Consider the following 19,982-nt stretch of genomic DNA (forward strand, 5'->3'; position numbering starts at 1 on the left):
AGTGAGTTTTATGTTTTCGAGATGGAAAGCCAAAAAAGAAGAGAAACCTACTGAGGCGGTAACCCGCCTGGAGATATATGCTCCGGTCAGCGGACAGTCCGTACCGTTAACGGAAGTGCCGGATGAGACCTTTGCTGGTGGGCATATGGGCCAAGGTATCGCCATAGAACCTATAGAGGGACGTTTAACGGCACCTTTTGACGGGAAAATTGCGCATGTGGTCAAAACTAATCACGCTCTAATCCTGGAGCATGCCTCCGGGCTACAGCTGCTGATGCACATTGGAATTGATACGGTCAGCTTGCGGGGAGAGGGCTTCATCAGCCATATTGCCACCGGAGATGAAGTGCAGGCAGGGCAGACGCTGATCGAATTCGATCTGGAGGCGATCCGGGCTGCGGGCTACCGTACCATTACTCCAGTGATAGTAACTAGTAACGGGGAGGAAACCCCGGAGGTGAATTGTCATTACGGCCAGGTTACGGCAGGAACGAGCAGTATTCTTACCACAGCAGCTTCACAGCTATAGAACATACACTTATTAATATGAAACCAGGGGGATGATTTCATTATGTTGGCTTTTCTACAGAAGTTAGGGAAATCTCTGATGCTTCCAGTGGCAACTTTACCGGCGGCAGCCATTCTGCAAGGGTTCGGACTGATTAATTATGAGAAGGATTTCCATCTGGGCAGTACCGTAGGGGGATTCCTTAACCAGTATGTGGCTCCTTTTCTGAATGCGGGTGCGGGTGCAATCTTCGGTAATCTGGCGCTGATTTTTGCAATAGGGGTAGCGATCGGGTTCGCAGGTGATGCGGTTGCCGCGCTGTCAGCCCTGATTGCTTATCAGGTGCTGGACAGTATTCTTAAGGTGCTTCCAGCCCAAATGCCATTCATCGCCGATGATGTGAAGCTGAATATGGGCGTGCTGGGCGGGATTTTTGCCGGAGCCTGGGCTGCTTACCTCTACAAGAAATATCATAATATTAAAATGCCGGACTGGCTTGGCTTCTTCGCAGGCAAACGCTTCGTACCCATTATTACCGCTATCACCACCATGATTCTCGCAGTGCTGTTCGGCATGATCTGGAGCCCGATTCAGGATGTCATCAGTGACTTCGGTACCTGGGTTGTTGGTCTCGGCGGTGCAGGGGCATTTGTATTCGGGACGGCTAACCGTCTGCTGCTTCCGTTCGGCCTGCATCATGTAATCAACGCTATCGCCTGGTTCCAGCTCGGTGATTTCACGAACGCTGCAGGGGATATTGTTCACGGAGATCTGACACGCTTCTTCGCCGGAGATAAGACTGCGGGAATGTTCATGACAGGCTTCTTCCCGATTATGATGTTCGCTATGCCGGGCGCAGCCCTGGCATTCATTCATACAGCCAAACCGTCGAAACGCAAAATGGTCGCGTCCATCTTCATCGGATCGGCGATTGCTTCCTTCCTGACGGGAATCACGGAGCCGCTGGAATTCTCCTTCATGTTCCTCGCGCCGCTGCTGTATCTGGTACACGCTTTGCTGACGGGTTTTGCCGGATTCCTAATGTATGTGCTGGAGGTGAAGCTCGGGTTCGGATTCTCTGCCGGGCTCATTGATTACCTGCTTAACATGAAGCAGTCCACCAATGCGTGGGTGCTGATTCCAGTCGGGCTTGGCTTCTTCGTCCTCTACTATGTGTTATTCCGGTTCATTATCGTCAAGTTCAACCTCAAAACTCCAGGACGCGAGGATGAGACGGAAGAGAACCTGATTGATCTGTCCAAGAGCGGTACAACAGTGTCGTCCTCTTCTAGAGCCGCTAAGATTCTGGAGAACATCGGCGGTCCTGCGAACATCCGCAGCATCGATGCCTGTATTACCCGCTTGCGTCTTAACGTAAATGATGACAAGGCGGTTAAGGATTCCGCGCTTAAGCAGCTTGGTGCATCGGGAGTTATGCGGCTTGGGCAGGGCGCTGTACAGATTGTGTTCGGACCACAGTCCGAGCAACTCAAGGATGATATCAAGAAACTGATGTAGCTTCAAGAAGGTCAACAGAGCAGAATAGCTTTTCCTGGCAGGCATCCTTCGCGGGGTGTCTGTTTTTTGCTCATTCGTTCGCTTGCTCCCTATCGGCCTACGTTGATCACCTTGCGGACCCAAGTCGGCTCGTTGCCTGCCGCACGTAGCAGGCAATCGGCACAGGCAGCATAAGGCAGCGCCTGGAGCGGATGTATGCGGGCCAATGGGCCAGCCGTATAATTAGAAGAACTCTCTGCGTATTTAAGCACGGACGCCCGTACGACCACCCAGTCCAATCCGCTGCGCATTACGGCTTGTTCAGCAGCTGCCTTATCCTCAATCGCTTTGCGGAAAATGCGGCGCATCAAGCGGACAGCCCAGCGGTTGACGAGTGACAACTCACTTCCGTCACTCAGATTAATCCCGCTCTGCATCACCAGCCGCTGAACTCCGTGATGCTGACAGGCTGCAAGGATATTTGTAATTCCTTCTGACATGACGGTACCGGGCGAGAAGTTGGCCGCCATGACATTTTTGCCTGCCTTAAGATTTACCAGGCCCTTCTTGCCGGCAGTATCCGGGGAGACGTTGCTTGGAGGACCAACACAACTGATGACCGCTTCGCTTCCGGCAAGGGCCCCAATCATGCTGGATTTGTCGAATACATCCCCTTGCCGGATCGTAAGCCCAGTTGCAGGGGAGAGTGCCTCTGGTCTGCGTACCACAGCTATAACCTCATGTCCCGCTGCAAGTGCCTGCTCCATTACTTTTCTTCCCGTTCCTCCAGTGGCTCCGATAATTGCAATTTTCATTATGATATTCTCCTTTTAATGCACAGTCGTGAATTAGTAAGCATGTATGTATAATAATAAGCAGAACAAGAATCGATACAAGTCTTAAAAAGCCTGATTCTGTGCATTAATTCACGACTTCAATGGAATTGTGCAGTAATCTGCAGGAAAGCTGGTGAGGACAGAGTGGTAAAGATCGACCGGAGAATACGCAAGTCCCAGGAAGCCTTAAAAAAGGCTGTTATTGAGCTGATGCTGGAGAAGGATTTTGATCAAATTACAATACAGGACATTGCCGATAGAGCGGATGTCAGCCGCAGAACCCTTTATCTTCACTACACAGACAAATTTGATCTTCTGGACAAGCTCATAGAAGAGCATATCGGCAATATACGAGAAATCTGCGAAACTTCTGACGATGCCGCCGGATATACCGAAATGGGATTGGTGTGGTTTGAATATTTTGAGAAGCATTCGATGTTCTTCTCTGTTCTGCTGGGGAGTAAAGGCAGCTTGTTTTTCCGCGGGCGGTTTCTTGAATTCTTCCTCGGAGAGCTGGAGAAGGATAAGAGCCTGTCTGGTGGGAGCAGCAAGGATTCAGCCAACATCAGTAATGTAGACATCCAGTTTCTGGGATCAGCGATCGTTGGGGTAGTGGAATGGTGGTTCAAGAATGGACAGCCGCTCTCTCCAGACGTAATGGCGCAGCGGATCGGGATGTTGCTGGAGAGAAATCTTGAAGCAAGGTGATACAAATCTGCCTTAGCCTTCGTCTTACTTATAGCTGCAGCGGATAAGGAGGATTTACCTAATGAATATTCCGGAATCAGACCCATACAAATTAATCTTTTATGAGCATTACCCGAGTGTGCGGCGTAAGCTGGCGGCACTTGTGAGGGACGAGAGTGCTGCTGATGATCTGGCACAGGAGGTTTTTATCAGACTCTACCGGAATCCGCCGGATGATCCGGCGGCTCTGGGGGCGTGGCTGCATAGAGTGCTTACACGGATCGGATATGATTATCTGAATCAGCGGGTGAGAGAGCGGCGTCTGATCAACAAGCAGGAGCTGCTATATGATGCAGGGGCTTCAGCTCCTACAGGTGAAGAAGTGGTCCTCAGCAAGCTGGATCAGGAAGATGTGCGGAGCTGGCTGGAGGATCTTCCTCAGCGGGACCGGCAAGCCCTGCTGCTTAAGTATTCGGGCTACAGCTATGCTGAGATCGCCGGGGAGCTGGGAGTGAGGCCGCCCGTGGTCGGAACTCTATTAAGCCGGGCGACAGCCAAACTGAAACACCATGCGGTGAAATCCATTCCGCAAGAATAATGAGATCCGGGAGGAAAGAAACCATGAATAGAGCAAACGGGCAGGTACAGCCCCAGAGTACAGATGAAGCCTGGGCTAGATTACAGGAGAAGCTGGGAGACGAGCCGGTCAATCCAGTATGGGCTGCATGGGGCAAGCAAAATCCCCTTCTTGAGGAACAAGCTGCCAAGACTGATAGATCAGATAGAACAGAATTGGCAGCAGATGAATTGCTTACGGCAGCAATGGCGGATAACCTTGCAGCAGCGGAGCCAGTGCAAAATACAGGGCGGAAGTCACGCCGGCCTATGATGAGCCGCACCCGCAAGTGGGCCGCAGCGGCGGCAGGCGTAGCGATTTTTGCAGCAATTCTGGCTACTCCGGTAGGGAATACAGCCATGGCAGCCTTGCTGAACCAGTTCAAGATGCAGGAGGCTACTGTTGTTGAAGAAGGCGATCTGCGGGATATGTTCTATCGGATAACAGAGAATGGTAATGGCAATATTGAACAATCCCTTGAGGCCTTCGGTGACGTCTCCATCACTAATGGTGAGGCGAAGGGGAATGTTCCGCTCAAGGATATCCAAGGCATGCTGGGCTATGAGCCGCTGAAGGGGTCTGGTATGGATTCAGCCAAGCTTGTAGAGGTAAGAGGGTCCTATGATATCACACTGAACCTGAAGGTGGAGGAAGTGAATAAGGCGCTGAAACGCCTGGGCTCGGACAATCTGCTGCCTGCATCTGTAGACGGCAAACCGATTACGCTTCATATCCCCGAGCAGGTGAATTATGATCTGGGCAGCGATCAACACTGGGGAGCCTTGTCACAAATGAACACACCTGTCGTTACCGTAGATCCTTCTGTGGATCTGGACGAAGCGGTTGATGCGGTTGTGAACTTCCCGCTGATTCCCGACAATCTGCGAAGCAGCCTGCAGAAGAGCCGGATCTTGTCCGGCGATCTGCCGATGCCGCTGATTAAGGGCAGTCATGATGAACAGATTACGGTGGCCGGTACGCCGGTGATTCTTACTGAAATGAAGTTCAGTAACAGCAACAGCTATACGGCTGTCTGGGTGCAAAAGGGGCAGTTCCTGCAGCTTAGCGGCGGAGATATCTATCCTGACCGCGAGCAGTTCATCCAGAAGGTACAGGAGTTGATCACACAATGAGCAGTATCCCTGCGATTGATGCGAACGCCTTGACCAAAGCTTATCCGAACGGGCGCGGTTGCCGGGATGTTACTTTGACTGTGGGGAAAGGGGAAGCCTTCGGCTTCCTCGGCCCCAATGGTGCCGGCAAGAGTACCTTTGTCAAAATGCTGGTCGGACTCATCTCACCAACAGGCGGCCATGCTTCCATCCTGGGCCATCCGCTGGGCTCTATGGAAGCCAAAATGAAGATTGGCTATTTGCCGGAGCTGTACCGTTACCAGGATTGGCTGACCGGTGAAGAGGTGGTTAGGCTTCATGCCAAGCTGTGCCGGATTCCCAAATCCGTCATGGACCAGAGAATTCCTCAGCTCCTGCAGGAGGTAGGCATCGGGCTGCGCGGGAGGGACCGGGTCAAGCATTATTCCAAGGGAATGCAGCAGCGGCTGGGTCTTGCGTGTGCGCTGGTGAATGACCCGGAGATTCTGTTCCTGGATGAACCCTCCTCAGCCCTTGATCCCATCGGGAGAATGGAAGTGCGGAAGATTCTGCAGCGGCTGAAGGAACGGGGAATTACTATTTTTCTCAACTCTCATTTACTTGAGGACGTTGAAGTGCTGTGCGACCGGATGGCTCTGCTGAGTAACGGAGCGGTCCTGCGGCACGGCAAAGTAGCGGAGATGCTGAATAAACGGACAAGCTGGCATTTTAAAGTGGGCGGATACACGCCTTTTTTGCTGTCCTGGCTTAATGAGCATACGGGTCTATCCATCCGGCAATCCATGCCTGCGGCGGGTAAATCGGGCAATGCTCCGGCACGGGAGGAGTCAGATTCAAGCGTCGTATGGCTTGCGGCGGAGCTGGATCATGAGGAACAGGCAGGCTGGCTGAACGGGCTGATGGTGGAGCAGGGAATGACGTTGTACCAGGTGAACCGCCAGTCTGAACGGCTGGAGGATTGGTTCATGGATGCGGTAGCCGGGCTTAGTCATAGGGGGGAGAAGGAATGAGAACCATACTGGCAATGACCTGGAAGGAAATGCTGCGCAAAAAAGTGATGCTGCTAACCCTCCTGCTGACTCTGGTGTTCCTGATTGCCTTCTGGTTCGTGGCCGATACCGTGGGAATGAACGATCAGGGGGCCGGAACGCTGGGAAATGGCAGCGGGTTGTTCATGCAGTACATGAACGGCGCTTTTATTCTGAGTCTGGGCTTCTTCTTCGGCGCATTCGTTATTGCCTTTCTGGCGATCTTCAGCTCCTTCTCGGTGATTGCCGGTGAAGCGGAGCAGGGGGTCATGCAGGCTCTGTTACCCCGGCCGCTGCCGCGCTGGAAATGGTATCTTGGCCGCTGGCTGGGCTTCGTCACGCTGGGAACGATCTATGCCCTCATTCTGTTCACTGCGATTCTGCTGATTACAAGTGCCCACGCGAATGTTCCTAGAGATGCAGTCGTGCTTGCGAAGTCATTCCTGCTGTTCGCCTCTGTAGTTCCCTTGTTAATCTCCGTATCCATGCTGGGTTCAGGATTATTCTCGGCGCTTGGCAACGGTGTGTTCATGACGATGCTCTACGGGGCGGGATTTCTCGGAGGGATGGTAGATAAGCTTAGCGGGTCGCTGAGACTGGAGGACGACGGACTGAAGGTGCTGAATAATCTGACCGGAATGATCTCGATGATTATGCCCGCAGATACCTTGCAGCGCCGAATGACTGTCGAGCTGTTCAGTTTACAGGATATGAATGGTATGGTGTCGATGGATAGCGGGGCGCTTAGTCTCATGAATTTCAATTCATTTCCGTCTAATACCTTTGTCGTATACGCTGTAATCTATACTGTGGTTATCTTTGGGCTGGGACTTCTGCGCTTTCAGCGTAAGGATCTGTAGGAATCAGGCCGTGCATACTTTAAAAAACAAACAAAGCAGCGCCCCGAAGGTTCCTGTTCAGGAGCTTCAAGGGCGCTGCTTCGCGTGCCGTGCGGGAATCATTTGCTCACGCCGATCTCGATCCAGTCCGTTGACCAGTTACCGATCTCTCCTAGAATGGGAGCGAGGGCCGTACCTTTATCGGTTAACGAATACTCAATTCGTACGGGCATCTCAGGGTATACAGAACGCTGTATGATCCCCTCAGCCTCCATTTCCTTCAACCGGTCTGACAAGACCTTTCCGCTAAGGTTGGACAAGCAATGCTCAATTTCTCCGAACCGGCGCGGACCATCCATCAGGACGAACACGATCAGGGCGACCCACCGCTTACTAAGCACATCTACCGCTTTCTCAAACCGCGGGCACATCTCAAAATCATTCATAAGGATCACCTCAGCATTCATTATATCATAAACTTACAATAAGTAATTATAAATATTTAAATATATATTATAACTTGACGAAGTTATATTACAATGATAAACTAACTTACAAATAGTTACTGTGAAGAAAATTAAATATCAAAATTTAAAACGAAGTGCACTCTATTCGCAGCAAGTTTGCGTAATGGAATCGAAGAAGCGTATACTATCAAACTTTTAGGACGGTGCTCTTATGATTAACCCAGATATCCTATCTATCCTACAGAACAAAATAAGCCGGATTCCTATGGAACATTCCATGAATATATTGGTCGGACCTATTACTCTGCCTGTCAATCTGGACGGGGAGACGATCACCTTCAAATGGTACAGCTGGCTGAACGTGACGGACGAAGAGCTTCAGCGCGCGGAAGGCAAGGAGGCTACCGAGCTGCTCATCAGCCGTTTATCCTCAATGAAGCTTGCAGATGGACAGCAGTCCAGTGTCCTGGTCTACGGAGATTTCGAGCATTCCGAGGAAGCGCTGATCCGAATGCACAGTATTTGCCATACCGGGGATATCTTCGGCAGCAAGCGCTGCGATTGCGGCTTCCAGCTGCATCAGTCGATGAAGATGATTGCCCAGCATGGCGCCGGGGCCCTCTTTTATCTGGCGAATCATGAAGGAAGAGGCATTGGCTTGTTCAGCAAAGCAATGGCATATCTTCTTCAGGAAGAAGGGTATGATACAGTAGAGGCCAATCTGGAGCTTGGGTTCGCCGATGATTCCAGAGATTACACAGATGCGATTAGTGTGCTTCAGCATTTGCGCAGCCATCCGGTGACTCTGATCACCAACAATCCGAAGAAGCTGGAAGCACTACGGGCTGCCGGAATGAATACAGTGAAGCGGGTGCCGCTATGGGGCGACGTATCGGCCTTCAATGAGAAGTACCTGCGGACCAAGGTGGCCCGTTCCGGACATCTGGAGGCTGTGCCGGGTGCAGAGTTTTTTGAGGGAAGAGTGGCTAAATAAGCAGGCTGGACGGATATGCATCCGTTCCATTATAATGGGGTACTGAACCCAATACTTAGCTTAGTGAGGTAACCTATGAATGCTATACAAGTGCAGGACTTGCGCAAGACCTTCAAAGTCCAAAAAAACCGCGAGGGCCTCAAAGGGGCCTTCGCTGATTTGTTTAAGCGGCAATATTCCGAAGTAACAGCAGTGAAGGACATCTCGTTCAGCATTCCCGAAGGTGAAATCTGCGGATATATTGGGGAGAACGGGGCAGGGAAGTCTACTACGATCAAAATGCTTACCGGAATTCTTGTCCCGACCGCCGGCAGTCTGACTGTCGGCGGCTTCGTGCCGTACGAGGAACGCGAGAAGTTCGTGCAGAACATCGGCGTTGTCTTCGGCCAGCGGAGCCAGCTCTGGTGGGATATCGGCGTTATTGAGTCGTTCCAGCTACTGCGCAAGGTATACCGCGTGTCCGAACAGGACTTCAAAAAACGTCTGGATGAGCTGGTGGAACGCCTGGAGCTTCAGGATCTGCTGAACCGTCCGGTCCGCAAATTAAGCCTGGGCCAGCGTATGCGCTGCGAGCTTGTAGCGGCACTGCTGCACAATCCGTCCATTTTGTTCCTGGATGAACCCACGATTGGACTGGATATTGTTGTGAAGTCGGAGATCCGCGAATTCCTGAAGGATATGAACCGGGAGCATGGCACAACCATCCTGCTGACGACTCATGATCTGCAGGATATCGAAGCGCTCTGTTCGCGGGTCATCATGCTGGATGACGGGCGGATTATCTATGACGGAGGTCTGGATGATCTGAAGCAGCGCTGGGGAACCGGGCGTGAGGTGCAGTTCCAGTTCGGAACAGCCACGAAGCTGCAGCAGCTGATCGGCTGGACGGAAGGCATGCCGGTGACCTGGACCGCAGAGAATGAGCTGGCGGCCAAGGTTTGGATTCCGCTGGAGCTGAATGTATCGGATGTGCTGGGCCGGGTCGTCGGACAGGCCGATATTACAGACATCAAAATCATCGAAACAAATACGGATGACATCGTCCGCAGTATTTATCAGTCAGGCTCGGCAGAGAAGCCGGAGGAGCGGATCGCCGCTCTCAGCGATGAGAAAGAGGTTATCCATGTCTGAGAAGCTGGCAACGGCAGTTCCCTCCTCCGGAGGTTCTCGGGGCGGTTCCGGGGAGAATGGGCGGAGGCTGCTGCTTGGCGCTTATTTTGATTTTATCCGTATCCGGTTCCTGACGATGCTTGCTTACCGGGTGAATTACTATTCGGGGATTCTGATCTACACGCTCAATATCGGGGTGAACTATTTCACCTGGAGAGCGATCTATGGCGATGGTGAATCGCTCGGCGGCTTTACCGGGGCGCAGATGACCACGTATGTGGCGGTGTCCTGGATGGCGCGTGCCTTCTACTTCAATAATCTGGACCGGGAGATCTCTACGGATATCCGTGACGGAAGCATTGCGATCCAGTTCATCCGGCCTTATAATTATGTTCTGGTCAAAATGATGCAGGGCCTCGGCGAAGGCCTGTTCCGCTTCATGATGCTGATGATCCCGGGCATGGTGATTGCCATTCTGCTGTTTCCGGTACAGCTTCCTACGGAGCCTTCGGCTTGGGCCGGGTTCCTGGTCATGCTGTTCTTCAGCTTCCTGATCAGCTCGCAGATTAATATTATCACAGGCCTGTCTGCCTTCTTCGTGGAGAACAATGAGGGGATGATGCGCATGAAGCGTGTGGTCGTGGATCTGTTCTCGGGGCTGATTGTGCCGATTACCTTATTCCCGGACTGGTTGTCCTCCGTGCTTAAAGTTCTTCCCTTCCAAGCGATTACCTATCTGCCGGGCTCAGTATTTACAGGCCGGGTGCAGGGGGTAGGCATCTGGAATGTGCTGGGTATCCAGGTCATCTGGTTCCTGATTCTGCTCATTCCGATTGTCTGGCTAAATCACGCAGCGCGTCAGCGGCTGTTCGTGCAGGGGGGTTAAGCTGAGCTATGTACTACCTGGGCTTATTGATTGAATATCTGAAGAATTATATGAAAACACGGTTAACTTACCGCGCGGATTTCTGGGTGGAGGTCATTTCCGACCTGCTGTTCCAGGCGACGAACTTTATCTTCATCCTGGTCATCTTCATGCATACTGACAGCCTGGGCGGCTGGAATCAGAACGAAGTGGTGTTCGTCTACGGCTTCTTCATGGTACCGTTCGGCGTGTTCAGCTGCTTCGTCAATATGTGGGGCTTCAGTGAGCGGTATATTGTCAAAGGCGAAATGGACCGCATCCTGACCCGTCCGGCGCATAACCTGTTCCAGATCTTCCTGGAGAATGTGGACCCGCCATCCCTGTTCGGCTCCTTCATCGGGCTGATTGTGATGGCGATCAGCGGCAGCAATCTGGGCCTGCCGTTTGAATGGTGGACCCTGCCGATGCTGATTCTTCTGACGCTCAGCGCTGTAGCCATTTATACAGGGATCTATACGACACTGACCTCGTTGTCGTTCTATTCGGATGCGCCTACAGGCATTCTGCCGCTGATGTATAACATTCAGACGTACGGACGTTATCCGGTAACGATCTACAACCGGGCGATTCAGGTGCTGCTTACCTGGATTATCCCGTTCGCTTTTGTCGGGATATATCCGGCAGCCTTGTTCCTGCACCGCGATGAGATGCGGACGATGGCCCTGCTGACCCCGCTGGTCGGCGTGGTCTTCCTCAGCATCGGCCTGATGGCCTGGAGCTATGGCGTCAAGCGGTATAAGGGCGCCGGGTCTTAAGACGGTTGAATGAAATAGCTATACAATGGGGGTTGTCCCGCAGCATAAGTCTGGCTGCCGGGGCAGCCCTCTTTGTCAATAAAATAACAGCAATCGCTATCCGCAGGATGTTCGCTTTCAAGTGAAACGTACTATCCAGATGCTCGGAAAATGCTACTTATCTAAATGTTGAAAGCGCATAATAAGAGAAGAGAGGTACAGCATTCTAATAGGGAAAGAAGGATGGGACAGAATGGATAAATACATAGTCGGCATTGACCTGGGCGGAACCAATATCAAGGCAGGCCTTTTTGATAAGCATTTCACAGCCCTGGAGGAGTTGTCGATACCCACAGAAGCGCAGAAGGGTCCGGCACATGTGCTGGAGCGGATCAGGCTTGCTGTTACACAGCTATGTGCAGGAAGCGGAATTTACGAGTCGCAGATTACCTGTATGGGAATGGGAATCCCTGGTCTGCTCGACCCGGAGGAGGGCCTGTCGGTCTTCTCACCGAATTTTCCCGGCTGGGAGCAGGTCCATGTGGTCAACGAAATGAAGCCATACTACGGCTTCGAGGTCTACATAGATAATGATGTGCGGGTTAATCTCTACGGAGAATGGCACCATGGTGCCGGACAAGGGCATAAGCATCTGATACTGCTCACACTCGGGACCGGTCTCGGCTCCGGGATGGTTCATGACGGCAAGGTGCTGTATGGGACAACCTTCAGCGCAGGTGAAATCGGGCATATGAATATGTACCGGCAGGGACGTCCCTGCCGCTGCGGAAGCTCTGGATGCCTGGGGAGGTATGTATCTGCGGTGGGGATGGTGAATACCTTCAAGGAGAAGCTGGAGGCAGGTAGGGTCAGCCTGATTCAGACCTGGACCAAGCAGACCCAGAAGCAGATCACGGCGCAGATGATCTCAGAGGCTTATGATCTTGGAGACCCCTTGGCCATTGAGGTTATGCATGAGACGGGGGAGCTGCTGGGATACGGGCTGGCGAATGTGATTAATCTGCTGAACCCGGAGCTGGTTATTATCGGGGGCGGCATGGCCGCAGCAGGAGACCGTCTCCTGAACAGTGTCCGCGATACTGTAAATGCCCATGCGCTGAAGCTGTCCGCCAGCCGGTGCCGGATTGTTCAGGCTGAACTGGGCAGCCGTGCAGGTACGCTGGGTGCGGCTGTATATGCTTATCAGAAGCAGAAGCATACGCAACTAGACTATTCTAACTGAGCAGAAAATCCACTGATGCAAAACTATTGAAATGCAATAATTCACCATATGTCCATATAAAAGCCCGGAATCGACATGAATCGTCAAATTAACCCAATGAATATAGTAACTGACAGGCGATATACTGATAACAGTGCAGATATATGGAATATATATCCTCCTCTTCTAAGGAAGAAGATTGGATGATCTGGTTCTTCCATACTGCGAATTATAATCACGGGCAGATTGAATGAACCGTTAGCAGGTTGCTTAAGGTCTTCATGCGTTCGATAAGGAGCCGTTCATGTTATGAATCTCGTAATTGGGGGTAATGGCGGTCTGGGCCATTCTATCACACAAGAATTACTGTCACGGGGCAAGCTAGTGACAGCTACATACCACCGTTCCAGTCAGGCTCTGCGCAGGCTGAAGGGGCCGCTGCTGACCATAGCAGCAGTAGATGTAATGAATGAGAAGGTGCTGGCTGAAGCGCTGAATGGGGTAACAACCGTCTATTTCTGTCTTAATGTGCCGTATCAGGATTGGTACTCTGTCATGCCGGAGGCGCTGGAGCGGGTAACCCGCCTGCTTAGGACCGGACAGACGCTGGTATTTCCGGGCAATATTTACGGTTACGGCAAGCTCCAATATCTTCCGGCGGATGAACGCCATCCGAAGGAGGCACGAACCCGCAAGGGGAAGCTGCGGAATCAACTGGAGGAGCTGCTGAAGACGGAGGCTGAACGGCGGGGCTTCCGTTACGTGATTCCGCGATATCCGGATTATTACGGTCCCAATGTCACGAACCGGTTATTCGGACCGATCTTCAGCGGAGCCCTCCAGGCCAGAACGATTAAGTGGCCGGTGAAGCTGGATGTCCCGCATGATCTGGTCTATATCCGCGATGCGGCCAGGGCGGCCGTGCTGCTGGCGGAGAGCGGCGAGCAGGGGGAGTGGCATGTATCCGGCTCCGGCGCTATTGAGGGGCGGCAATTCCTGATGAACATCCAGCAAGCGGCTGGCAGCAAGGGGAAGTGCTGTGCGCTGCCGGCATGGGCAGTCGGAGTAGCCGGTGTGTTCAATAAGGAAGCGAACGAATTCCATGAGCTTCTATATGAATTCGAGTATCCGCTTCTGCTGAATGATAATAAATTCATGATGCGGTTCCCCGAGTACAATCCGACATCGTATAAGCGGGCCATTAGGGAAACCATAGAATGGTTCCGCGAAGAGCTGGGCTAGCGGATGAAGCCAAGGGAACTGAGCAGCAGTGCTTGTATAATAAACTTGCAGAATTGTACGCCGTTCCGGGTAGCATGATATGCTATAGGCAGTAATACACGGGAGGTAATATGATGACACGCGACATACAACATATGCCTTATGGCTATGAACCGCCAGCCAATGAACGTAAGGGGACGCTGATCTTCTATGATTCGTTCGAGCATATATCGGATATGGAGCTGCTTAAGGCGGCAGAGACGGCAGTGGACCGCAAGTTCATGAAGCTAGTGCTCTACCCGCTGCATGAAGAAACCGTCCGGCGGATGACGAAGGAGCCGGTGAAGGCCTGGTATAAGCGGGATGACCGGCTGCATGAGTGGAAAAAAGAGCAGGGACAGTCCTTCATCACCGTGGAGAGCCTCGAAGGTAAGCGAAAGAAGTACACCCCGCTGGATTCGGCACTGCGTCATATCAGCGATATCTATCCTGCACCGTATTTCCTCTATCTGACTCCAGATATGGCGAATCTGTTCGCCTCCTTCTCCTCCTTCGAGGAGTGGATCGTCAAGCTGCGTCTGCTTCTCTCCGAAGCGCCGGCAGAGGTCCATCCGCGCCTGGAGAAATTCCGTCACCGCTGGGATGTGGCAGGCAGGGAACGCTGATCGGTTTACACCTTAGATTCGAAGCATAGAAGAAGAGAGAACTCAGGCCAGCCAAGCCTTGACAGTAGTGTTCTACTGCTGCAAGGACTGGCTGGCCTGTTCTGTGACAAGGAGTAGAGGTATGCAGCAGGAAGGAAATCCGGATTATTTGTGAAGCCCGGCCTGCTTGCGTCTGTGAGTGTACATTCTCCACTGATAATGAAGGAAGCAGCCGATGCAGAAGCCGAGAATGGCAACCGTTGCTGCGATTCCGACCATCAGACTGAAGAGATATCCCGCGATGGTCCAGCCGGCGAGAAAGCTGACCAGTCCGCCCGCCAGACTGAAGACGGCAATCTTCTGGTTGAATTGCTGCTGCTCCGGGTCTTCAAGCACATAGGCGGAGCGCGGCTTCTTCAGCAGCGGGCTGCACAGCTTGATGACGGGATTATATCCGAAAATTAGACCGGATAATCCCGCGGCAAGCGGGAGGGCGAGAATCCAGTGGAGACCTGTGAGCAAGGCCAGTAATACACATATGACAATGAAGGCCTGATTGAGCTTCACTAGCGGCCGGGGAATTCCCTGCACGGAAGGCGTTTGATTCATGTAAATCAAACCTTTCTCATTGGAATTATATAATTTAACTCGATTATAACGGCAGAACGCGGAAGTAGCAATCCTTATGTGCTACGATCAAGAAACAGAAATTAAATTTTGAAATTATTATCCATTGACAACGGAAGTTTTTTTGTGGTTTTATTATGTAGACCAATTGTTATAATTGTTGGATCGTCAAGATAAGGAAGTGTAGAGCTTGTCGAACAAGCCTAATGCACGCGAAGCCATTGTGGATACGGCTTCCAGGTTGTTTTTTACACAGGGGTACCATGCTACCGGACTGAATCAGATCATCAAGGACAGCGAATCGCCCAAGGGTTCCTTGTATTATTATTTCCCCCACGGCAAAGAGGAGCTGGCACTGACCTGCATTAACCGGACTAGTGAAGAGGTAGCCCATTTATTGCGCCATTATATGGAGGGTGAAGCGGCACCGGCTCAGGCAGTGCAGAATTTCATCATGTCTATGGCAAATGAGGCGGAAAAATCTTCTTTTGAAGGGCTCGTTCCGTTCAGCTTCTGGGTAGCCGTGGAGACCTCCTGTGTCAGCCATGAGCTTCGTACTGCTTGCCAGTGTGTCTTCAGAGATTGGCAGGATATTATTGCGAAGCGTCTGATCCGGGAGGGGGTACAGGAGGAAACGGCAGAGCGCAAAGCTTCGGTGGTGGTCTCCTTGTTCGAGGGAGCGCTGCTGCAGGCGTTGACCTGCAGAAATATTCAACCGCTGGAAGCAGCGGCAGAGTGCATTCCGGCAATACTGGCTTAACCGTAATACGCAAGACCAGAGAGAGATATACACAGATACCAGGAGGATACGAGAGTGAACGCAACTATGACTGACAAGGGGTCAAGCGAACCCCGGCAATTCAAGACTTTACCTATTCTGATCTCCCTGCTGATTGCCGGCTTCATCGGCATGTTCAGTGAGACCGCCCTAAATGTAGCTTTAAGTGATCTTATGAATGTCCTGCAAATTACACCATCGACGGCGCAGTGGCTGACTACCGCCTATCTGCTGACGCTGGGCATTCTGGTTCCGATCTCGGGGATGCTGCTGCAGTGGTTCACCACAAGACAGTTGTTCGTCGCTGCCCTATGCTTCTCTATTCTGGGCACATTCCTTGCGGCGATGTCGCCGAATTTCGAGTTTCTGCTCACTGCGAGAGTGGTGCAGGCGATGGGAACCGCGCTGCTGCTGCCGCTGATGTTCAATACGATTCTAATCATCATTCCCGCTGAGAAAAGAGGGGCGGCGATGGGACTTATCGGCTTGGTCATCATGGTAGCTCCAGCGATTGGACCTACGATTGCCGGTCTGCTGATTGAGAGCCTAAGCTGGCACTGGATCTTCTGGCTATCGCTGCCGTTCCTGGTGATCGCCCTAATTAGCGGAATTCTCTTCATGCAGAATGTCACGGAAGTGACGAAGCCGAAGATTGATGTCCTGTCCATTATTCTGTCCTCCTTCGGCTTCGGCGGTATTGTCTACGGCTTCAGCAGTGCTGGTGAAGCAGAAGGCTGGGGAAGTCCGAAGGTTATTATCGCCATCGTGATCGGTGCGATTGCCCTTATTCTATTCTGTATCCGCCAGTTGACAATGAAGCAGCCGATGATTGATCTGCGCGCCTTCAAGTTCCCGATGTTCGTGGTTGGAGTACTGATGGTCTTCATCTGTATGATGGTTATTCTCTCCTCGATGCTGATTCTTCCTATGTATCTGCAGCAGGGACAAGGGTATTCAGCCTTCAAGGCAGGATTACTGCTGCTGCCGGGCGGAATCATCAACGGCCTAATGTCGCCGGTTATGGGGCGTATGTTCGACAAATACGGTCCGAAATGGCTGGTTATCCCAGGACTGGCGCTCGTCGCCGTCTCCTTGTGGTTCTTCTCGGGGATTACAGCTACTTCGACCGTTGTCTTCGTGATCGTGCTTCACAGTGTGCTGATGATCGGAATCTCCATGATTATGATGCCTGCACAGACGAATGGTATCAATCAGCTTCCCATGGAATACTACCCGCATGGTACAGCCATTATGAATACACTCCAGCAGGTGGCGGGTGCGATTGGTACAGCATTGGCGGTAAGCATCATGACCTCCGGCTCCAAAAGCTACATGCAGACCGTTACTAACCCGGCTGATCCGCTAAACATCGGCGCTGCCTTCACTCATGGAGTGCAGAATGCCTTTATCTTCGGAATGGTCATGGCTATTATAGGTCTGGTGATTGCATTCTTCCTTAAGCGTGTCATCGTATCACACAAGACTCAGGCTTCTATGCATTAATTATCTGCAAATGAATAAGAACCTCTCCTTGTTAAAATGGGCAACCAATTTGGCGGGAGAGGTTTTTTTGTGTTTTATACTTTAATGGGGAGGATTGAACAAGGGCCACTAGGAAGAGCTTCCGTATTTCTCCCAGACCACTGCATACTTCTTCTCCAAGATCGCCCAGCGCTTCTCGGCGCCGTATTTCGCCTGGAGCTGCTTCAGGTATTGCTCCGCAGTCTCTGTATCCCCTGTATCCAGCAGGAACCCGAAGGTCTCCTCACTTAAATGCAGTGCTGTCCGCTGCATATAGTATTCAATAATGGCCCTGGCATCGGTTAAGGTGTACAAGAATTGAAGCCCCTGATCCAAGTGGAGCAGCAGGTCTGACGTGAACTTGTCCACATCTACTTCCGGCGTCAGGAAGTAGCGTTCCGGGGCGGCGGGGACGATTTGGTTGATCCGGGCATAGAAGTGAGCCAAACCCAGAGACAAAGCAGGCCTATATTGCGCAAGCTCTTCGGAATGAATATTGTAATTCACATAGAAGCTGAGCTCCTTGTGTGTATTGTACTTGAATTTCTGAATATTGATTTTATAGCTGAGTTGGCCCTCTATTTTGTTGAAATTCAGATCCTTTGTCCGATAGCCTTGCGCGGAGAAAAAAGGTTTGACGTCTTGTTTGATAATCTGCGTGAACAATTCCTTCATATTTAACAATTCGTTCATAGTAAGTAAGTCCTCCTTCACCTGAGGTGATAATAGACAGCATATTATAACGTGTCGGCTGACAGCTATAATTGTACTATAAACAGGATAAGCACAAATGACTTCATTCTGGGTGAATAAATACTGGACTGCATTTGGATAATCCTGTATATTAAGCATAGATAACCGATGTATAGGCGAAACAAACAGGAGGGAATGCCGATGAAGGTCAGCAAAGAAATGCTGAAGGGGAGTACAGGTACGATGATCCTCACTCTGCTGCTGGACAGGCCGCTGTATGGGTACGAGCTGATTAAGGAGCTGGAGCAGCGCTCACAGGGGGTTTTTGCCCTGAAGGAGGGTACGCTCTACCCGATTCTTCATGCGATGGAGAGTGAACGCTGGGTGGAAGCGTATTGGATGGAGGTAGACGGACGCAGACGCAAGTATTACCGGCTACTGGATGAGGGCAAGCACAAGCTGCAGGAGAAGAAGGCGGAATGGGCGCTGTTCAAGGGTGCCATGGATACCGTTCTGGGGGAGGGCAGCGGATGATGGAGCAAAGTAAGAAGGATCTGGAGCGTTATCTGGATACAGTGTGCGCACAAGTTAGGGCCAAAGGGATGCATAAAGAAATCCGGGACGAGCTAAGCGGACACTTCACAGACCTGGTGACGGAGCGGCTGGAGCTTGGTGCTACCGATGAAGAGGCTCAGCAGTATGCGATCAGGCAACTAGGTGATCCGCAGGCCGTAGGCAGAGAGCTGCACCAGATTCATAAACCGCGCATTCCCTGGGGGCTGCTGGCCGGTGTAATATTGTTGTCGGCGGTAAGTCTGCTGGGGATGGCAGCTGTGGAGGCGGGATTCACTGAGGATCTTATTCCTAATGCGCTAATGTTGCGTCAGTCTGTCTTTATCATCCTTGGTCTTATAGCTATGACCGGAATGTTCTTCATCAATTTCAAGCAATTGCAGCGGGCCTCAGGCTTTATCTATGGTGGAGCGTTACTAATGATTGCTGCCAGTCTGTGGCTCGGTCCTGAGATGATGAATGGCAGCAGGCGCTATGTTTCTATTCTGGGATTCCCATTTGATCTGATTGGTTGCAGTCCCTATCTCTTCGTTGTGGCGCTTGCAGGAATTTGGAAAAGACCAAATGTGCAGAATACTACGGGCGGACGACTGAGGAGTTGGTTGGAGTTGGGCTTGCTGCTGCTGCCTGCGGCCATTTATATTCTTATCCCTTCTTTTGCCGAGCTGGTTGTATATCTGGTTGTTGCTTTACCATTATATATAAGGATTACCCGGCGTTGGGTAAGCGTTATGGTTGTTGCTGTAAGCAGTGTATCAGGCGTTGCCCTATATGTTTGGAGTCAACTGCATTGGAGTGACCGGAACATTGATGCCTTCTATTTCCAAGATGTAGTGACAGGTGCAGGCTATATTAATCGGATCATACATGGGACGCTTACCTCTGCCGGCTGGAAGGGTCATGGCTTGGAAGGAGCAGGGAACGGGTTGATTTATCCATATACGGATCTGTTTCCCGTGGTGCTGATTCAAACCTTCGGCTGGGCCGGGGGGCTACTGCTCCTTGTGTTAACCTGTTGGTTTGTGCTGAAAATGGTTTCCTGCGCCCGCGCGGTAAGCGACACTTACGGCCGGATGTTGATCTTTGCTTTGACGCTGATGCTCTCGATCCGCTTGCTGTATGGCTTGTCTATACTCAGCGGCAGAATGCCGCTGATCTCCATACCGTTTCCATTCCTGAGCTACGGTCAGCATGTCTTCATTGAATTCGCTGCTGCCGGGCTGCTGATGGGGATTTACCGGCGTAAAGATATGCTCCCGGCGGGTCAAGCTCCATCTTCACTATAGACGCTCCCTGGGGCTGCACCGTATACTGGAAGGGTAAATATGGGATGAGGCAGGTGAGGAGTAA

22 protein-coding genes are annotated in these 19,982 nt (G+C 51.7%); 18 read left to right on the plus strand and 4 right to left on the minus strand.

The window, feature by feature from the left end; all coding sequences use genetic code 11:
* Window positions 1-10: 10 nt before the first annotated feature.
* Together MKZ07_RS05635 and nagE are read left to right on the plus strand one after the other, a co-directional pair.
* Complete coding sequence (locus MKZ07_RS05635) at window positions 11-529, plus strand: PTS sugar transporter subunit IIA (protein ID WP_036694139.1); 519 nt, start codon at window positions 11-13, stop codon at window positions 527-529.
* 42 nt (window positions 530-571) lie between these two features.
* Window positions 572-2,026: an N-acetylglucosamine-specific PTS transporter subunit IIBC gene (gene nagE, locus MKZ07_RS05640; RefSeq protein ID WP_341024998.1), complete on the plus strand. Its 1,455-nt coding sequence runs from the start codon at window positions 572-574 to the stop codon at window positions 2,024-2,026.
* Between the two features lie 89 nt (window positions 2,027-2,115).
* On the opposite strand, the gene MKZ07_RS05645 is transcribed toward nagE, so the two are convergent.
* Window positions 2,116-2,820: an NAD(P)-dependent oxidoreductase gene (locus MKZ07_RS05645; protein WP_341024999.1), complete on the minus strand. Its 705-nt coding sequence runs from the start codon at window positions 2,818-2,820 to the stop codon at window positions 2,116-2,118.
* 165 nt (window positions 2,821-2,985) lie between these two features.
* Between MKZ07_RS05645 and MKZ07_RS05650 the strand changes: the two genes are divergently transcribed.
* The 5 genes from MKZ07_RS05650 (at window position 2,986) to MKZ07_RS05670 (ending at window position 7,144) form a co-directional block, all read left to right on the plus strand.
* Window positions 2,986-3,549: a TetR/AcrR family transcriptional regulator gene (locus MKZ07_RS05650; RefSeq protein ID WP_341025003.1), complete on the plus strand. Its 564-nt coding sequence runs from the start codon at window positions 2,986-2,988 to the stop codon at window positions 3,547-3,549.
* Between the two features lie 61 nt (window positions 3,550-3,610).
* Complete coding sequence (locus MKZ07_RS05655; RefSeq protein ID WP_341025006.1) at window positions 3,611-4,126, plus strand: sigma-70 family RNA polymerase sigma factor; 516 nt, start codon at window positions 3,611-3,613, stop codon at window positions 4,124-4,126.
* Between the two features lie 23 nt (window positions 4,127-4,149).
* Window positions 4,150-5,277 (plus strand): hypothetical protein, encoded by a 1,128-nt coding sequence (locus MKZ07_RS05660; RefSeq protein ID WP_341025008.1) that lies wholly within the window; start codon window positions 4,150-4,152, stop codon window positions 5,275-5,277.
* Window positions 5,274-6,266: an ABC transporter ATP-binding protein gene (locus MKZ07_RS05665; protein ID WP_341025010.1), complete on the plus strand. Its 993-nt coding sequence runs from the start codon at window positions 5,274-5,276 to the stop codon at window positions 6,264-6,266. Before MKZ07_RS05660 ends, MKZ07_RS05665 begins: the two co-directional genes overlap by 4 nt.
* Entirely contained in the window at window positions 6,263-7,144 is an 882-nt protein-coding gene (locus tag MKZ07_RS05670) for an ABC transporter permease subunit (protein ID WP_076154005.1), read from the plus strand. The genes MKZ07_RS05665 and MKZ07_RS05670 overlap by 4 nt, the downstream gene beginning before the upstream one ends.
* Window positions 7,145-7,242: 98 nt before the next feature.
* Here the strand turns inward: MKZ07_RS05670 and MKZ07_RS05675 are convergent, their stop codons facing one another.
* Entirely contained in the window at window positions 7,243-7,569 is a 327-nt protein-coding gene (locus MKZ07_RS05675) for a winged helix-turn-helix transcriptional regulator (protein WP_036694124.1), read from the minus strand.
* A gap of 232 nt (window positions 7,570-7,801) precedes the next feature.
* Here MKZ07_RS05675 and MKZ07_RS05680 point away from each other — a divergent pair, with 232 nt between their 5' ends.
* From MKZ07_RS05680 to MKZ07_RS05710, 7 genes are all read left to right on the plus strand, one after another.
* Entirely contained in the window at window positions 7,802-8,584 is a 783-nt protein-coding gene (locus tag MKZ07_RS05680; RefSeq protein WP_341025015.1) for a GTP cyclohydrolase II, read from the plus strand.
* 75 nt (window positions 8,585-8,659) lie between these two features.
* Complete coding sequence (locus MKZ07_RS05685; protein ID WP_036728804.1) at window positions 8,660-9,715, plus strand: ABC transporter ATP-binding protein; 1,056 nt, start codon at window positions 8,660-8,662, stop codon at window positions 9,713-9,715.
* Window positions 9,716-9,785: 70 nt separating this feature from the next.
* Complete coding sequence (locus tag MKZ07_RS05690; RefSeq protein ID WP_036730060.1) at window positions 9,786-10,580, plus strand: ABC transporter permease; 795 nt, start codon at window positions 9,786-9,788, stop codon at window positions 10,578-10,580.
* Window positions 10,581-10,588: 8 nt separating this feature from the next.
* On the plus strand, window positions 10,589-11,374 hold the full coding sequence (locus MKZ07_RS05695) for an ABC transporter permease (RefSeq protein WP_076077875.1): 786 nt from the start codon (window positions 10,589-10,591) through the stop codon (window positions 11,372-11,374).
* Window positions 11,375-11,606: 232 nt separating this feature from the next.
* Window positions 11,607-12,596, plus strand: a complete 990-nt coding sequence (locus MKZ07_RS05700; RefSeq protein WP_341025019.1) for an ROK family protein — start codon at window positions 11,607-11,609, stop codon at window positions 12,594-12,596.
* Window positions 12,597-12,884: 288 nt separating this feature from the next.
* Entirely contained in the window at window positions 12,885-13,817 is a 933-nt protein-coding gene (locus MKZ07_RS05705) for an NAD-dependent epimerase/dehydratase family protein (protein ID WP_036694116.1), read from the plus strand.
* Window positions 13,818-13,930: 113 nt separating this feature from the next.
* Window positions 13,931-14,461, plus strand: coding sequence for a hypothetical protein (locus tag MKZ07_RS05710; protein WP_036694114.1), 531 nt, complete (start codon window positions 13,931-13,933; stop codon window positions 14,459-14,461).
* 144 nt (window positions 14,462-14,605) lie between these two features.
* Here MKZ07_RS05710 and MKZ07_RS05715 read toward each other — a convergent pair whose 3' ends face one another.
* Window positions 14,606-15,049, minus strand: a complete 444-nt coding sequence (locus MKZ07_RS05715; protein WP_341025022.1) for a DUF4395 domain-containing protein — start codon at window positions 15,047-15,049, stop codon at window positions 14,606-14,608.
* Between the two features lie 208 nt (window positions 15,050-15,257).
* Between MKZ07_RS05715 and MKZ07_RS05720 the strand changes: the two genes are divergently transcribed.
* Both MKZ07_RS05720 and MKZ07_RS05725 read left to right on the plus strand, forming a co-directional pair.
* Complete coding sequence (locus MKZ07_RS05720) at window positions 15,258-15,827, plus strand: TetR/AcrR family transcriptional regulator (RefSeq protein ID WP_036694110.1); 570 nt, start codon at window positions 15,258-15,260, stop codon at window positions 15,825-15,827.
* A 66-nt stretch (window positions 15,828-15,893) separates the two neighbouring features.
* Window positions 15,894-17,348 (plus strand): DHA2 family efflux MFS transporter permease subunit, encoded by a 1,455-nt coding sequence (locus MKZ07_RS05725; RefSeq protein ID WP_076154000.1) that lies wholly within the window; start codon window positions 15,894-15,896, stop codon window positions 17,346-17,348.
* Between the two features lie 108 nt (window positions 17,349-17,456).
* On the opposite strand, the gene MKZ07_RS05730 is transcribed toward MKZ07_RS05725, so the two are convergent.
* Window positions 17,457-18,059, minus strand: a complete 603-nt coding sequence (locus tag MKZ07_RS05730; RefSeq protein WP_341025025.1) for a DUF4304 domain-containing protein — start codon at window positions 18,057-18,059, stop codon at window positions 17,457-17,459.
* A gap of 201 nt (window positions 18,060-18,260) precedes the next feature.
* Between MKZ07_RS05730 and MKZ07_RS05735 the strand changes: the two genes are divergently transcribed.
* Together MKZ07_RS05735 and MKZ07_RS05740 are read left to right on the plus strand one after the other, a co-directional pair.
* Window positions 18,261-18,593, plus strand: coding sequence for a PadR family transcriptional regulator (locus tag MKZ07_RS05735; RefSeq protein ID WP_036694109.1), 333 nt, complete (start codon window positions 18,261-18,263; stop codon window positions 18,591-18,593).
* Window positions 18,590-19,918 carry an FtsW/RodA/SpoVE family cell cycle protein gene (locus MKZ07_RS05740; protein ID WP_036694108.1) on the plus strand — a complete coding sequence of 443 codons (1,329 nt, stop codon included), beginning with the start codon at window positions 18,590-18,592 and terminating at the stop codon, window positions 19,916-19,918. Before MKZ07_RS05735 ends, MKZ07_RS05740 begins: the two co-directional genes overlap by 4 nt.
* Window positions 19,919-19,982: the final 64 nt, after the last annotated feature.

It is taken from the genome of Paenibacillus sp. FSL P4-0338 (genome assembly GCF_038002365.1).
Lineage (GTDB): Bacteria > Bacillota > Bacilli > Paenibacillales > Paenibacillaceae > Paenibacillus_AQ.